Source organism: Bradyrhizobium sp. SZCCHNR3119, from assembly GCF_032487775.1.
GTDB lineage: Bacteria > Pseudomonadota > Alphaproteobacteria > Rhizobiales > Xanthobacteraceae > Bradyrhizobium.
Window position 1 is genome coordinate 1,222,009 of sequence record NZ_JAUEUV010000002.1, and the last position, 13,043, is coordinate 1,235,051.

A 13,043-nucleotide genomic window follows, 5' to 3' on the forward strand; every position below is an offset into this window, starting at 1 on the left:
ATTCGCTACTCGCTTCGCTTATCCCAAATAATCCGCGACCAGCTTCACATTCAGCCCGATGATCGCAACCGCGATCGCGCTCGCAACGGCCGTCAGCCAGCGCGGCGCGACGAACGCGCCCATCTTGGCGCGGCTCGCCGTGATCAGCACCAGTGGGACGATGGCGAATGGCAGCTGCAGGCTGAGCACGACCTGGCTCAGGATCAGGAGCTGACCGGTGGCCTTCTCGCCAGCCCAGATGGTGACGACCACGGCCGGCACGATCGCGATCGTCCGTGTGATTAGCCGGCGCAGCCACGGCGCAATCCGCCAGTGGAGGAAGCCTTCCATCACGATCTGACCCGACAAGGTCGCGGTGATCGTCGAATTCAGGCCACAGCATAGGAGTGCGATCGCAAACAGGCTCGGCGCAATCGTGGAGCCCAGCAGCGGCGCGAGAAACGAATGCGCCTGATCGAGCTCTGCAACCTCGAGCTGTCCTCTCCTGTGGAAGGTCGCCGCAGCCAGGATCAGGATCGAGGCGTTGATGGTCAACGCAAGGCACAGTGCAATGGAAGAATCGATCGTCGACAGCGTGATCGCCTCGCGCTTCTCCGCGGGGCTGTCGCCATAACCGCGCGTCTGCACCAAGCCCGAATGGAGATAGAGGTTATGCGGCATCACGGTGGCGCCGAGAATGCCAAGGGCGAGATAGAGCATCTCGGAATTCGCAAAGAGCTGCCCGGTCGGCACGAAGCCCTTGAGAACGGCGCCCCAATCCGGGTGCGCCATCGCGATCTGGGCCGCGAAACAGGCAGCAATCACCCCGAGGAGCGCGACGACAAAGGCCTCGATCCAGCGGAAGCCAAAGGCCTGCAAGGCCAGGATGAGAAACACATCCAGCGCCGTGATGCAGACGCCGATCGCGAGCGGGATACCGAACAGCAGACCGAGGCCGATCGCGGTGCCGATCACCTCCGCAAGATCGGTCGCGGTGATCGCGACCTCCGCCGACAGCCACAGCGGAATTGAGACCCAGCGCGGGGTCGCATCGCGACAGGCTTGCGCGAGATCGCGCCCCGTGCCCACCCCGAGGCGGGTGCAGAGCGACTGCAGCACGATCGCCATCAGATTGGAAAGCAACGCCACCGACAGCAGCGTGTAACCAAACTTTGAGCCGCCGGCGAGCGACGTCGCCCAGTTGCCGGGGTCCATATAGCCGACAGCAACAAGGTAGCCGGGGCCGAGAAACGCCAGCAACTTGCGCCACAGCGATCCTTTGGCCGCCGTCCGCACCGAGCCGAACAGCTCTCCCAGCGACGGCGCGCCACGATCCCCCTTCCAGCCACGCGCCAGCGGGCCGCCGTCCGCCGGCGCGACGCTATGTCCTTGCGAAAATTCTGACGGATGCGCGTCCATGCTGCTATTCTGAACCAGAATTCTTTTTAATGCAATTGATTTGCAACTGCAATTAGGCCAATCCGTTCCGGTCGGTTCTCTTTAAGGGGAGCACCAGCAACTGGTCGGTTCGGCGTAACGGGACATCGTCACACAGCAGCTTGAGGGCCCAATCGGAAAGCGGGTGGGCGCGCGTTGCCGGCTTGCCGAGAATGGCGGGCATCATCGCCTCAAGGACCGTGCAATGTTCCACTCTACGCCCGCCCTGCCCGTGACATTCAACCGCCTGGCCTGGTCCAATCTCGCCGCGCAGTCCGCCGAACAGATTGCGCTGGCTGCCGCTCCCATCGTCGCCGTGCTCGTGCTCGGGGTCGGCGAAGGCCAGTCCGGCTTGTTGCAGACCGCACTGACCGCTCCATTCATCCTGTTTGCCATTCCGGCTGGCCTGCTGACGGACCGTCTCTCAAGACGAATTCTCATGGCCTCCGCCGAGGCGTTGCGGGCGCTCGCCCTGCTCATCATCTTCCTGGCAATCTGGGCCAACGCGCTCACATTGTCCTTGCTTGCGGCGCTCGGCTTTGCCGCCGTCTGCGGCACCGTCGTCTTCAGTGTCGCCGCCCCCGCGCTGGTCCCTTCATTGGTGACGCCGGCTTTATTGCCTGCGGCGAATGCGCGGATCGAACTCGCCCGCACGATCGCCTTTGCGTCGGGACCGGCGCTCGGTGGCATGCTGGTGGGCTGGATCGGAGCGGCGGCGGCCTTCGCCTGCGCTGCAGCGCTGTCCATCGCCGCCGTGGCCTGCCTGACCGGCGTGGAGGAGCCGTCCCGTCCACCGCGGCCCCGACGGCATCCGCGAGCGGAGATCCAGGAAGGCGCCGCGTTCGTGCTGCGGCATCCATTGCTGCGCCCGGTCTTCGTCACCCAGTTCATCTTCAACACCGCGCATTTCCTGCTGCTGGCCGTGTTCGTGCCCTATGCGGTGCATCGACTCGGGCTGTCGGCGACCGGGGTCGGCACCGTGCTCTCGATGTTCGGGTCCGGCATGGTCCTCGGCGCCCTGCTCGCCACCCGGATCATGCGACGGCTGGCCTTCGGCATCGTGATCGGTCTTGGGCCCGTCGCCGGCTTCGTCGCCGCGCTGCTGATGGCGTTGACCACGCTCGTCCCCTCGCCATGGCTGGCCGGCTTGAGCTTCTTTCTCCTCGGCGCGGGACCTATTCTGTGGGTGATCTCGACCACCACCCTGCGCCAATCGGTGACGCCGGCCAGCCTGCTCGGTCGCGTCTCGGCCATCAACATCCTGAGCTATGGCGCGCGGCCGCTCGGATCGTTGCTGGGCGCCATCATTGGCGGCACCTATGGAGCCGATGTCTGCCTCTACCTCGTCGCCCTCATTTTCGGCCTTCAGGCCCTGGTCATCCTCACATCGCCTGCGGTGACGCTCGCGCGCCAGCCGGAGATGCAGGCCGCCTAGCGATAGACCAGGATCGGAACGGTCGAGTGCGTGAGCACCTTCAGCGTCTCGCTGCCCAGGATCGCTGAGACGCCGCGCAGGCCATGCGAGGCCATCACCACCAGATCGCAGTCGCGGTCGCGGGCGGTATCGACGATGGCTTCGTATGGCTTGTCGTGCTCGACACACAGCGTTTCGCAGGCGACCCCTACGCGCTCGGCGTCTTCCTTGACGTGGTTCAGATATTTCGCGGTCTGCTCGGCGACCAAGGCCTTGTACTGCGCCAGCGCCCTGGTGGCAGCGGTGGGATCGACGACCAACGAGTGCAGAGGCGTCGAGACCACGAGCGCCGTGATCTTCGCGCCCGTCGCTTTGGCAAGTGCAATCCCGTGCTTCATCGCGGCTTTGGACAGGTCGGAACCATCGGTCGGCAGCAGAATGTGCGTATACATAGCGTGATCTCCCACTCATGATCCTGGGCGGAGTTCGCGCTCCATTGCATTGACTTGGCTCAAGGTCCCCGATTCAAAGTGCCGGCTCCGAGATAGGCCTCGTAGCCGCGCGCTGCCGCCTCGCTCGCGGCGATTTCAGGATCCAGCGTATAGAGGTCTTGCGCGCGTCCGATGCCTCGCAATGCATAACGGCCGGTCGACACCAGGTGCGGGCGGCCTTCTGCATCGAGCCCGTCGCAGAACTCCGCCGAGGCCAGCAATTCGCGATCGATCGAACGGCACATCGAGGCGATGCGGCTGACCTCATTCACCGCGGGTCCGACCACGGTGAAGTCGAGCCGGTCCTCGCTGCCGATATTGCCGTAAAAGACTTCGCCGACATGCAGACCGACATAGGCCGACGTCACCGGCCGCCCCTCCTGTGTCCGCCGGGCGTTGAGAGCGGTCATATTGAGTCGAAACCGGTGCTCGGCACGCAAGGCCGCCCGCCGCGCTTCGGACATGTCCTGGCCGGTGAAAATCGCGAGAACACCATCGCCGATCAGTTTCAGGACATCACCGCCTGCCTCGTGAATCGCGTCGATCGAGGCCTGGGCGTAGTCGTTGAGCAGCGGGATGATCTCGTCCGGCGAGATGCTCTCCGAGATCGCGGTCGAGCCGCGCAGATCGGAGAACCAGAGCACGGCGTTGATGCGTTCGGTGATACCGCGCGAGATCTGGCCTTGGAGCACCTGCTCGGACGCACCGCGGCCTAGATAGACCCGGCCCAGCGTTCGCACGATATCGACCTGCTGCGCAGACTTGATGGCAAGGCCGAGCACGGGCACGAGGTCGCGCAGCGCTTCGACCTGCGTTTCCGCGAAGCCGCCGATGCGCCGGGTCAGCCAGCAGGAGTAGAAGCAATCCATCTGGCCGAGGGTGCCGGCCTCGCCGAAGCGGTGCACGAAGGAGAGGAAATGCTGGTGGCCCTTCTCTGCGAACTCATGGATCAGCGAAAAATCCAGATGGGCACAATTCGTGAGATCGATGCTGAACTCGTCGTGGCCCTTCTCCAGCATGTAGTGAAAGGTCGAACGCTTCCAATTGTTGGCCGCTTCGCCCTCGCTGGTCGATCCATACTCGAACGTATCGCTTTCATTGGTCGGCCGATCGTTCCAGCGAAAGCCACGTCCCTCAAAGATCGGATGCAGCGTATCGATGAAGATCATCCCGCGGGACAGCTCGATTCCACCCTGCCGGCAGCGCTCGCAGAAGCCGCGCAGAATGTCTTTCTCCGGCACCCCGGAGAGGCTCTGCCCCACCAGCCAATTGATCAGCACGAGGCGGTCGGAGATATCCATCTTCGGTCTTTTACTTCTATCTTTCGCGTTCAGCGCCGCAGTCCATGCTCGACCTCCACCGTGACATGGCTCAGCGTGGTCAAGTCGCGCAGACGTTGCTTGTAGGTCGCCGGTGCCAGGGGATTGTCGGAGACCAGCGAGACGACGACGCCCCGGTGCCCCGGACCGAGCTGCCACAGATGCAGATCCGTGACATGGTCGCCGCCGGCCTCCAGCCGCGCGCGGATGGTTGCCTCGAGCCGCCGGTCGGCATTGACGTCGAGCAGCACCGCACCGGCGTCGCGGATCAGCCCATAGGCCCAGCTCGCAATGACGGCGCTGCCGATCACGCCGACGACGGCATCCGCCCAGGCCCACCCCGAATACATCCCGACCAGAAGCGCAGCGATCGCCAGCACAGAGGTCGCGGCATCGGCCAGCACATGGACATAGGCCGCGCGCAGGTTGTTGTCGTGGTGGTGACCATGATGGTGGTGATGATGATCGTGATCGTCGTCATCATCATGGTGCTCGTGACGATGGACGTGTTCGTGGCCATGACCGTGATGATGATGATCATGGCTATCAGCCAGCAGCCAGGCGCTGGCGAGATTGACCACCAACCCCAGTGCCGCTACCGCCACGGCCTCGCCATAGGCGATCGGAACCGGGTTGATCAAACGGAGCACGCTCTCATAGGCGATCTGGATCGCGATCAGCAGCAGGATGATGGCGCTGGAGAAGGCGGCGAGTTCCCCGAATTTTCCGGTGCCGAATGTGAACTGCGGATTGCGCGCGTAGCGGCGCGCAAACAGGTAAGCAAGCCCGGCGATCCCGAGCGCTGCCGCGTGGGTCCCCATGTGCCAGCCGTCGGCCAGCAGCGCCATCGAGCCGAACAGCGAGCCGGCGACGATCTCGCCGATCATCATCGCGAGCGTCAGCGCGACCACGAACCAGGTGCGGCGCTCGTTGCGCTCATGCTGCGCCCCCAGAAACACATGATCATGCGCCCACTGATCCGCATGTGACGGCATTCTCGCTCTCCCTCAGCCTATCCCGCACCGGCATATGCATGGCCACGGCGTCCGGCGTCGACTACAGACACGGCCGTTGACATTATCACGACAGAACTTGGATTCCGACCCGCTGCCGCCGCGCGGCATCGGCACCGTGGCCGTCGTGCTCGGATTTCCGGGGGCTCGCCGGGCCACCGCTCTACACCACATGCGCCGGGGCGAGCTTGCAGGCGCAACCATCGGTCTCGATCTGCAGGGTCGGATGCTGGATGTTGAAGCGGTGCGACAGTTCCCCACAAACCCTGTGCAGAAAGTCATCGTCGGCGCCGCCGCACCGGACGAGATGGGCCGTCAATGCGGTTTCGTTGGTGCTCATCGCCCAGATGTGCAGGTCGTGGACCTCGCTGACGCCCTCGAGCGAGGCAAGATAATCCCGGACTGCCGGCAGTTGGATGTCGCGGGGAACAGCATCGAGCGCCAGATTGACGCTGTCGCGCGCCAGCTCCCAGCCGCTCACCAGCACCACGGCCGCAATCAGAAGGCTGACCACCGGATCGACCCAGAGCCAGCCGGTCGCCATGGTGATGATGGCGGCAACCACCACGCCAAAGGACACGCCGGCGTCGGCGGCCATGTGCAGATAGGCGCCGCGGATGTTGAGATCGTCATGCCGGCCGCGCATGAACAGCAGCGCGGTGGCGCCGTTGATGACGATGCCGAGGCTGGCCACCCATAGCACGGTCGCGCCCGCGACCTGTGTCGGGCTTTGCAGCCGGTCGATGGCCTCGACCGCAATGCCGCCGACCACGAGGAGCAGGAGGCCGGCATTGACGAGCGCGGCGAGAATCGAGGCCCGCCTGTACCCGTAAGTGTGCCGGTCGGTCGGCCGCTTCTGCGCGAGCCAAAGCGCCCCCCAGGCGAGCAGCAGCGACATCACGTCGGACAGATTGTGGACCGCGTCCGAGATCAGCGCCAGCGAATGCGCGGCATAGCCGAAAACGAGCTCGGCAATGACGAAGGCGGTATTGAGCGCCACGCCGATCGCAAACGCCGCGCCGAAACTCGCCGGCGCATGGCTGTGGCCGGCATGGCCGTGCGCATGGGAGTGGCCATGGGAATGATCGCCGGAATGAGAATGCGCCATCCGAGCTCGCCCCGATCAGCGACAGCAACCGCGCGATCGCTTTCGCTCAAGCATATAGGCCGACGCCGGACGGATACTATTACCTCGCTACTCGATCGGCCGGCTGAACTTGTTCGACTTCGGCAGGCCCTGCGCGATGCGGCCGGCATCGGCGCGGTTGCCGCGGAAGTCGGCCAGATCCTTCCAGGAAAGGCCCTGGTCGCGGCCCGCCGAGTCCTTCCAGCCGAGCCCTTCCTTCTGGTCGAAGGTCGCGACGTCGGACAGCTGCGCGCTGGTGTATTTCTGCAACCGGACGCCGCGGCCGCGCGCCATCTCCGGCACCTGATCGAGCGGGAAGATCACCATCTTGTGGTTGGTGCCGATGACGGCGACCTGGTCGCCGGCGACCGTGGTGATCGCGCGCGCCTCCGCCGGCGCCGTCACGTTCAACACCTGCTTGCCCTTGCGGGTGGTGCCGACGCAATCCTCCTCGGTGACGACGAAGCCCTGGCCATCGGAGCTCGCCACCAGGAATTTGCGGCCGCCCTTGTTGACGAACATCGACACGATCGAGGCGTCCTGATCGAGATCGATGAACATGCGGATCGGCTCGCCATGCCCGCGGCCGCCCGGCAGCTTGGCGACATCGAGTGAGTAGAATTTGCCGCTGCTCGCAAACAGCAGCAGTTTCGAGGTGCTTTCGGCGAAAAAGGATTGGCCGAGCTGGTCGTCGGTTTTGAAGGCGAGATTGGAGAGATCCTCCACATGGCCCTTGAGGGTGCGCACCCAGCCCTTTTCCGACACCACGACCGTCACCGGCTCGCGCTCGACGAAAGCCTCCTCGATCGCGGCGAGATCATGCTCGGGCGCGTCGGCGAAATTGGTGCGGCGCTTGCCGAGTGGGGTCTTCGGCCCGAACATCTCGCGCACCGTCTTCACCTGCTCACCGACCTTGGCCCATTGCTCGGTCTCGGATGCCAGCAGCGAGTTGATGCCCTTCAGCTCCTTGCGAAGCTCCTTGTCCTCGGTGCGGATCTCCATTTCCTCGAGCTTGCGCAAGCTGCGCAGGCGCATGTTGAGGATGGCCTCGGCCTGCACCTCGCTGAGCTTGAAGGTCTTCATCAGCACCGGCTTCGGCTCGTCCTCGGTGCGGATGATCCGGATCACCTCGTCGATGTTGAGATAGGCGATCAGGTAGCCGCCGAGGATCTCCAGCCGGTTCTCGATCTGCTTCTTGCGGTAGTTCGAGCGCCGCAGCAGCACGTCGCGCAAATGGTCGAGCCATTCGCGCAGGCATTCGGCCAGGCCCACCACCTTGGGGATGCGGCCCTTCACCAGCACGTTGAGGTTCAGTGGGATCTTGCTCTCGAGATCGGTGAGCCGGAACAGCGATTCCATCATCAGCGCCGGGTCGACGTTCTTCGACTTCGGCTCGATGACGAGCCGGACGTCCTCAGCCGACTCGTCCCTGACGTCGCCGACCAGCGGCAGCTTCTTCTCGTTGAGCAGCTCGGCGATCTTCTCGACCAGGCGCGACTTCTGCACGAGATACGGAATCTCGGTGATGACGACGATCCAGGTGCCGCGGTTGCCCTCTTCCTGGGTCCACTTGGCGCGGACGCGGAACGAGCCGCGGCCGGTGGTGTAGGCCTCGATGATCGACTCCTTGGAATCGATCACGGTGCCGCCGGTGGGGAAGTCCGGGCCCTTGACCCAGCGCAGCAGCGCGCGCGACTTGGCCTCGGGCTTCTCGATCAGATGCAGCGCGGCGTCGCAAAGCTCGGCGGCATTATGCGGCGGGATCGAGGTCGCCATGCCGACCGCGATGCCCTGCGCGCCGTTGGCGAGCAGGTTCGGGAAGCCGCCGGGCAGGACCACCGGCTCCTTGGACTGGCCATCATAATTCGGACGAAACTCGACCCCGTCCTCGTCGATGCCCTCGAGCAGAAGCCGCGCGACATCGGTCATCCGCGCTTCGGTGTAGCGGTAGGCCGCGGGGTTATCGCCGTCGATATTGCCGAAATTGCCCTGGCCGTCGACCAGCGGATAGCGCGAGGAGAAATCCTGGGCGAGACGGACCATCGCGTCGTAGATCGCCTGGTCGCCATGCGGATGGAACGAACCCATCACATCGCCGACGATTTTGGCCGACTTCTTGAACGCGGTCCCCGGATCGAGCCGCAAGAGCCGCATCCCATAGAGGATGCGGCGGTGCACCGGCTTCAGTCCGTCGCGCGCGTCGGGCAGCGCGCGGTGCATGATGGTCGAGAGCGCATAGGCGAGATAGCGCTCTTCCAGCGCCTCGCGCAGCGGCACTTCATGGATGTCGGCCGGTTCCGGCGGAATCAGTTTCTTGCCCATTAGCTCTACGTTTTCAGTGGGTTAGCTCGTCGAATGAGCCTTTTTGATCAACCTTGGATCACGCTTTAGGCGATCGGACGGCGCGGTGCAATGTCGCGCGCCCGGGTCCTTGGGAACTCAAAAAGCCCCGCTGACGCCGCCTCTGGCCCGCGTGGGCCGTTTGATGCCCCGAATCAGTGCGCGCCCAAATTGCTGGGATCGCGGGCCAGTGTCCACCCCGTCCATTGCCGGACCCGTGACGCGCTGGTCCATCGGCGGACGCGAATGCGCCTCCGGGACGGGAATCGCTTGACCCCGCTGCTCAAGATTTGCTCTCGGCACCACGGCCCTGCATCCCGAACGGGCACGTCCCCGGCGTGTCGCACACTGAATGATCGCGGCGGCCAGGAATGCATGACGGGCATCATTTGAATCGATCGTGATCGATTGATTGCGGCATGGCGCCACGATCACGCGTCTGTTGCTGAGAACGTCACCGACCTCAGCTAAGCTGACGACTTCGTCGTTGCCGATCGCGATCGCAGAGGCGACGGCGATGCCACTCCGCTCCTTTAAAGCGGCAGTCAAACAAGCAAGAAAGGCAAGTCCCCATGAGTTCAGGATTCGTGACGACATCGGACGGCACGCAGATTTTCTACAAGGATTGGGGCACCGGCCAGCCCATCGTGTTTCACCATGGCTGGCCGCTCTCGGCCGACGACTGGGACGCGCAGATGCTGTTCTTCCTGGAGAAGGGCTTTCGCGTCATCGCCCATGATCGCCGTGGCCATGGCCGCTCCAGCCAGACCGAGCATGGCAATGAGATGGATACCTATGCGGCCGACGTCGCGGCACTTGCCGCAAAGCTCGACCTGAAGGATGCGGTTCATGTCGGTCACTCCACCGGCGGCGGCGAGGTCGCGCGTTACGTGGCGCGGCACGGCAAGGGCCGGGTCGCCAAGGCCGCTTTGCTCGGCGCGGTGCCGCCGATCATGGTGAAGACCGAGAAGAACCCGGGCGGGCTGCCGATCGAGGTGTTCAATGGCTTCCGCGCGGCGCTCGCCGCGAACCGCGCCCAGTTCTTCCTCGATATCCCGACCGGACCGTTCTACGGCTTCAACCGTGACGGCGCGAAAGTCTCGGAAGGCGTGATCCGCAACTGGTGGCGCCAGGGCATGATGGGCGGCACGAAAGCGCATTACGACTGCATCAAGGCCTTCTCGGAGACCGACTTCACCGAGGACCTCAAGGCGATCGACGTGCCGGTGCTCTTGATGCATGGCGAGGACGACCAGATCGTGCCGATCGACGATTCCGCGCGCATCGGCATCAAGCTCCTCAAGCATGGCACGCTGAAGACCTATCCGGGCTTCCCGCACGGCATGGCCACCACCCATGCCGACGTGATCAACGCGGACTTGCTGGCGTTCATCAAAGGATAGGCCGCGGTTCGCGGCTGCCGTCATTGCGAGCGAAGCGACGTGTCCCGCCGAAACCCGAAAGGCGTAGGCAGAAGCAATCCAGCGTCGATATAGTACTGGATTGCTTCGTCGCCTTCGGCCCCTCGCAATGGCGGCCACAATTGACACGCACCCCGTCGTCATTCCGGGGCGCCCGTAAGGGCGAGCCCGGAAGCCATAACCATGATCGTGAGTATAGATTCCGGGCTCGTGCTTCGCGCGCCCCGGAATGACACTGAGTGTCTTCCACCACCATTGGAACGTAACTCATCGTTCTCGCGGCGCGTCATGCGTCCGAGCTTTGCCAGTTGATCACCCTCTTCTGAACAGAGGGCGCGGGGAAGGCCGGATGTCGGTTGACACCCGCGGCCCGCCTGCAACAAAGAAAGCAGGCGGCAGTCACCACAGGTTCAACCGGATCATCCGGCCTTCCCTGCGCGGCGGGTTACGGCTTATACGAGCTCTCCCCGGTGTCCGGGCTTGTTAGCCACCGTCGCCGCTCGGATCATCACCCGAGCAACTTAGCGCCAGCGTCGGGGCGCCAGGACCACTCGATTTCGCCGTCCTGCCGATGTTGTTCGTCCGCCGCTGATAGCGCGCTGCAACGCCGACAGGCCACCGCATCCCGCACCCAACGTTCGTGACGATCGCGAAGCGTCCCTCTTATCGAGGCGGGACGCGAGAAGGATTGCACAATTTCTGGAAAAGCGAAACATGAATTTTCATCGCGATGGACGTGGCATCACCGATCGCATTGAAGCAGTTGGCGAAATAAGCCGTTACGCGCAGGCGATCTTGCGCCATCTGAGGCGCCATTGTGAACGCGGATGCGTGGCGATCGAACGCAAGGGCTGGGTGTCGGGCAAATCACGTCGGCGCCGCCGATCGCGCAGTGGCGCGCGGAACCCGCACCGTGCTTCCGGGTTTTCATCGATAGATCGTATTGCGTCATCGTCATCGACGGGCCGAGACAACCTTCGTTGCCGTCTCTCCCGTGTTTTGGCCGCGCCGGCGGAATCCGTTGCGGCTCATGCAGCATTTTTGGACGTCGTATCATGCAGGATTTTTCCGACGCAGCTTTTTCGCCGGAGGTGGTCGCGCTGATGACGCAGGCGCTGGACGCCGCGATCGCGGCCTTGCCGGAGCCAGTCAGTTCGACCCATGTCACGCTGCTCGCGGAAGCGGTGCTGCGCGCCGCCAAGGCCGGCGAGCGCAGCGTGACCGCAATGCAGCGTCTGGCGCTGCTCGAGCTGCAGATCATGCCGCGGGTATAGGCCGACTCTCGGCGGGCGTCTCGCCGAGAGATCCGCTTGTCCGATTCTGCATGTCTCAGGCTGCGGCCGATTGCAGCTCCGGCCAGGGTTCGGCCCAGGCCGGCAGGCGCATCAGCCCGTCGAGCCAGCTGACAATGTTGGGAAACGCCTCGAGCGGCATCTCCGCCTCGCGCCAATCGGTCGCCATCGATGCCAAGGCGAAATCGGCAATGGTGAGCCGATCGCAGGCGACATAAGAGCGCGACTTCAAGTGACCGTCGAGCACGGCTGCAAACGTCTTCAGGTTGGCCACCTTGTCGATCAGCGCCGCGCGGTCGGGCGTGCCGAGGCCGAACGTCCGCTTGACGATGTGCTCAAAGTAGAATGGCCCCACCGCGGGCGCCCAGTGACAATCGTTCCAGGAGAGCCAGCGCAGCACCTCGACCTGCTGCTGCGGATTGCGGGCCGGCCACATGTCGCAGCTTTCCCTGATGCAGAGATGGGCCATGATCGCGTTGGACTCCCATAGCACGAGATCGCCGTCGACCAGCACCGGGGCCTTCATGTTGGGATTGAGCGCAGCAAACTCCGGCGTCTTCAGCCCGCCCCTGATGTCGATGAACTCCGCCTGCACGCCGAGATGCTTGACCAGCGCCAGCACGCGGCGCGGCGCCTGAGCCTTGATCCAGTAGATTTTCATGCCGGTTCTCCATCCGTGATGTCTCCAAGACGAACGGGGGCGGACCGGATCGACAGCCTTCCGGGAAAAATTTTCCGGCGGCCCCATGAGCTGCGCTTCCGCAACGGAACGACGCGAACCGCCCACTCAGCTGGAGCTCGCCTGCGCGGACATCTCCTGCAGAAGATGCAGTGCCTCCTCGGCGCTGGCCTCCGGCACGAACAGATGGTCGTGATGGAAGGCCGAGACGGCGTTGGCGCTGATGCCGGCCTGCGCCAGGCGGGTGGTGACGGCAGCGAGGAATCCCACAGCATCGAGCGCGGAATGCACGTCGAGCGTGATCAGGCGCGAGGCGAACTGCGCGGGCAGCCCTACCCGTTCAGCCTCCTCCCGCAGGACGACCAGGGTGAGACCTTCCCGTTCACGGAACCAGAGCCGTGGTGCCAACGCGCTCGGAATGTCAGCATCGCTCGGAAGCGCGCAGAACACGAAAACGCCGTCCTGCAGCTGCGGCGACATGGTCCGTAGCAGCCTGTCCAGATCACGCTCGCCCGACATTCCATCCTCTTCG

Annotated in this window: 11 protein-coding genes; 3 read left to right on the plus strand and 8 right to left on the minus strand. The window is 64.2% G+C overall.

Annotated features, from left to right (window positions below):
• Positions 1 to 18 precede the first annotated feature (18 nt).
• Positions 19 to 1,398, minus strand: coding sequence for an Nramp family divalent metal transporter (locus QX034_RS33085; RefSeq protein ID WP_315703362.1), 1,380 nt, complete (start codon positions 1,396 to 1,398; stop codon positions 19 to 21).
• Positions 1,399 to 1,621: 223 nt separating this feature from the next.
• On the opposite strand from QX034_RS33085, the gene QX034_RS33090 reads away from it, so the two are divergent.
• Positions 1,622 to 2,851, plus strand: a complete 1,230-nt coding sequence (locus QX034_RS33090) for an MFS transporter (protein ID WP_315703361.1) — start codon at positions 1,622 to 1,624, stop codon at positions 2,849 to 2,851.
• Here the strand turns inward: QX034_RS33090 and QX034_RS33095 are convergent.
• The 5 genes from QX034_RS33095 to parC form a co-directional block, all read right to left on the minus strand.
• Positions 2,848 to 3,282: a universal stress protein gene (locus QX034_RS33095; protein WP_315703360.1), complete on the minus strand. Its 435-nt coding sequence runs from the start codon at positions 3,280 to 3,282 to the stop codon at positions 2,848 to 2,850. The two genes, QX034_RS33090 and QX034_RS33095, sit on opposite strands and share 4 nt — an antisense overlap.
• 59 nt (positions 3,283 to 3,341) lie before the next feature.
• The gene (locus tag QX034_RS33100) at positions 3,342 to 4,622 is read right to left on the minus strand and encodes an adenylate/guanylate cyclase domain-containing protein (RefSeq protein ID WP_315703359.1); all 1,281 of its coding nucleotides are present in this window, start codon (positions 4,620 to 4,622) and stop codon (positions 3,342 to 3,344) included.
• A 29-nt stretch (positions 4,623 to 4,651) separates the two neighbouring features.
• Positions 4,652 to 5,635, minus strand: a complete 984-nt coding sequence (gene dmeF / locus QX034_RS33105; protein WP_315703358.1) for a CDF family Co(II)/Ni(II) efflux transporter DmeF — start codon at positions 5,633 to 5,635, stop codon at positions 4,652 to 4,654.
• A 181-nt stretch (positions 5,636 to 5,816) separates the two neighbouring features.
• On the minus strand, positions 5,817 to 6,761 hold the full coding sequence (locus QX034_RS33110; RefSeq protein WP_315703357.1) for a cation diffusion facilitator family transporter: 945 nt from the start codon (positions 6,759 to 6,761) through the stop codon (positions 5,817 to 5,819).
• An 87-nt stretch (positions 6,762 to 6,848) separates the two neighbouring features.
• Entirely contained in the window at positions 6,849 to 9,101 is a 2,253-nt protein-coding gene (gene parC / locus QX034_RS33115) for a DNA topoisomerase IV subunit A (protein WP_315703356.1), read from the minus strand.
• Between the two features lie 590 nt (positions 9,102 to 9,691).
• Here parC and QX034_RS33120 point away from each other — a divergent pair.
• Together QX034_RS33120 and QX034_RS33125 are read left to right on the plus strand one after the other, a co-directional pair.
• Positions 9,692 to 10,522 carry an alpha/beta hydrolase gene (locus tag QX034_RS33120; protein WP_315703355.1) on the plus strand — a complete coding sequence of 277 codons (831 nt, stop codon included), beginning with the start codon at positions 9,692 to 9,694 and terminating at the stop codon, positions 10,520 to 10,522.
• A gap of 1,073 nt (positions 10,523 to 11,595) precedes the next feature.
• Positions 11,596 to 11,814, plus strand: a complete 219-nt coding sequence (locus QX034_RS33125) for a hypothetical protein (protein ID WP_315703354.1) — start codon at positions 11,596 to 11,598, stop codon at positions 11,812 to 11,814.
• A gap of 55 nt (positions 11,815 to 11,869) precedes the next feature.
• Here QX034_RS33125 and QX034_RS33130 read toward each other — a convergent pair whose 3' ends face one another.
• Positions 11,870 to 12,493, minus strand: a complete 624-nt coding sequence (locus QX034_RS33130; protein WP_315703353.1) for a glutathione S-transferase family protein — start codon at positions 12,491 to 12,493, stop codon at positions 11,870 to 11,872.
• A gap of 126 nt (positions 12,494 to 12,619) precedes the next feature.
• On the minus strand, positions 12,620 to 13,030 hold the full coding sequence (locus QX034_RS33135; protein ID WP_315703352.1) for an ACT domain-containing protein: 411 nt from the start codon (positions 13,028 to 13,030) through the stop codon (positions 12,620 to 12,622).
• Positions 13,031 to 13,043 lie beyond the last annotated feature (13 nt).

Bases quoted from the DNA above. Each gene is read 5' to 3' on its own strand.
- QX034_RS33125 (WP_315703354.1), top strand. From the start codon at position 11,596: ATGCAGGATTTTTCCGACGCAGCTTTTTCGCCGGAGGTGGTCGCGCTG.
- QX034_RS33135 (WP_315703352.1), bottom strand. From the start codon at position 13,030: ATGTCGGGCGAGCGTGATCTGGACAGGCTGCTACGGACCATGTCGCCG.
- QX034_RS33090 (WP_315703361.1), top strand. From the start codon at position 1,622: ATGTTCCACTCTACGCCCGCCCTGCCCGTGACATTCAACCGCCTGGCC.
- QX034_RS33110 (WP_315703357.1), bottom strand. From the start codon at position 6,761: ATGGCGCATTCTCATTCCGGCGATCATTCCCATGGCCACTCCCATGCG.
- parC (WP_315703356.1), bottom strand. From the start codon at position 9,101: ATGGGCAAGAAACTGATTCCGCCGGAACCGGCCGACATCCATGAAGTG.
- QX034_RS33100 (WP_315703359.1), bottom strand. From the start codon at position 4,622: ATGGATATCTCCGACCGCCTCGTGCTGATCAATTGGCTGGTGGGGCAG.
- QX034_RS33085 (WP_315703362.1), bottom strand. From the start codon at position 1,398: ATGGACGCGCATCCGTCAGAATTTTCGCAAGGACATAGCGTCGCGCCG.
- dmeF (WP_315703358.1), bottom strand. From the start codon at position 5,635: ATGCCGTCACATGCGGATCAGTGGGCGCATGATCATGTGTTTCTGGGG.
- QX034_RS33130 (WP_315703353.1), bottom strand. From the start codon at position 12,493: ATGAAAATCTACTGGATCAAGGCTCAGGCGCCGCGCCGCGTGCTGGCG.
- QX034_RS33095 (WP_315703360.1), bottom strand. From the start codon at position 3,282: ATGTATACGCACATTCTGCTGCCGACCGATGGTTCCGACCTGTCCAAA.
- QX034_RS33120 (WP_315703355.1), top strand. From the start codon at position 9,692: ATGAGTTCAGGATTCGTGACGACATCGGACGGCACGCAGATTTTCTAC.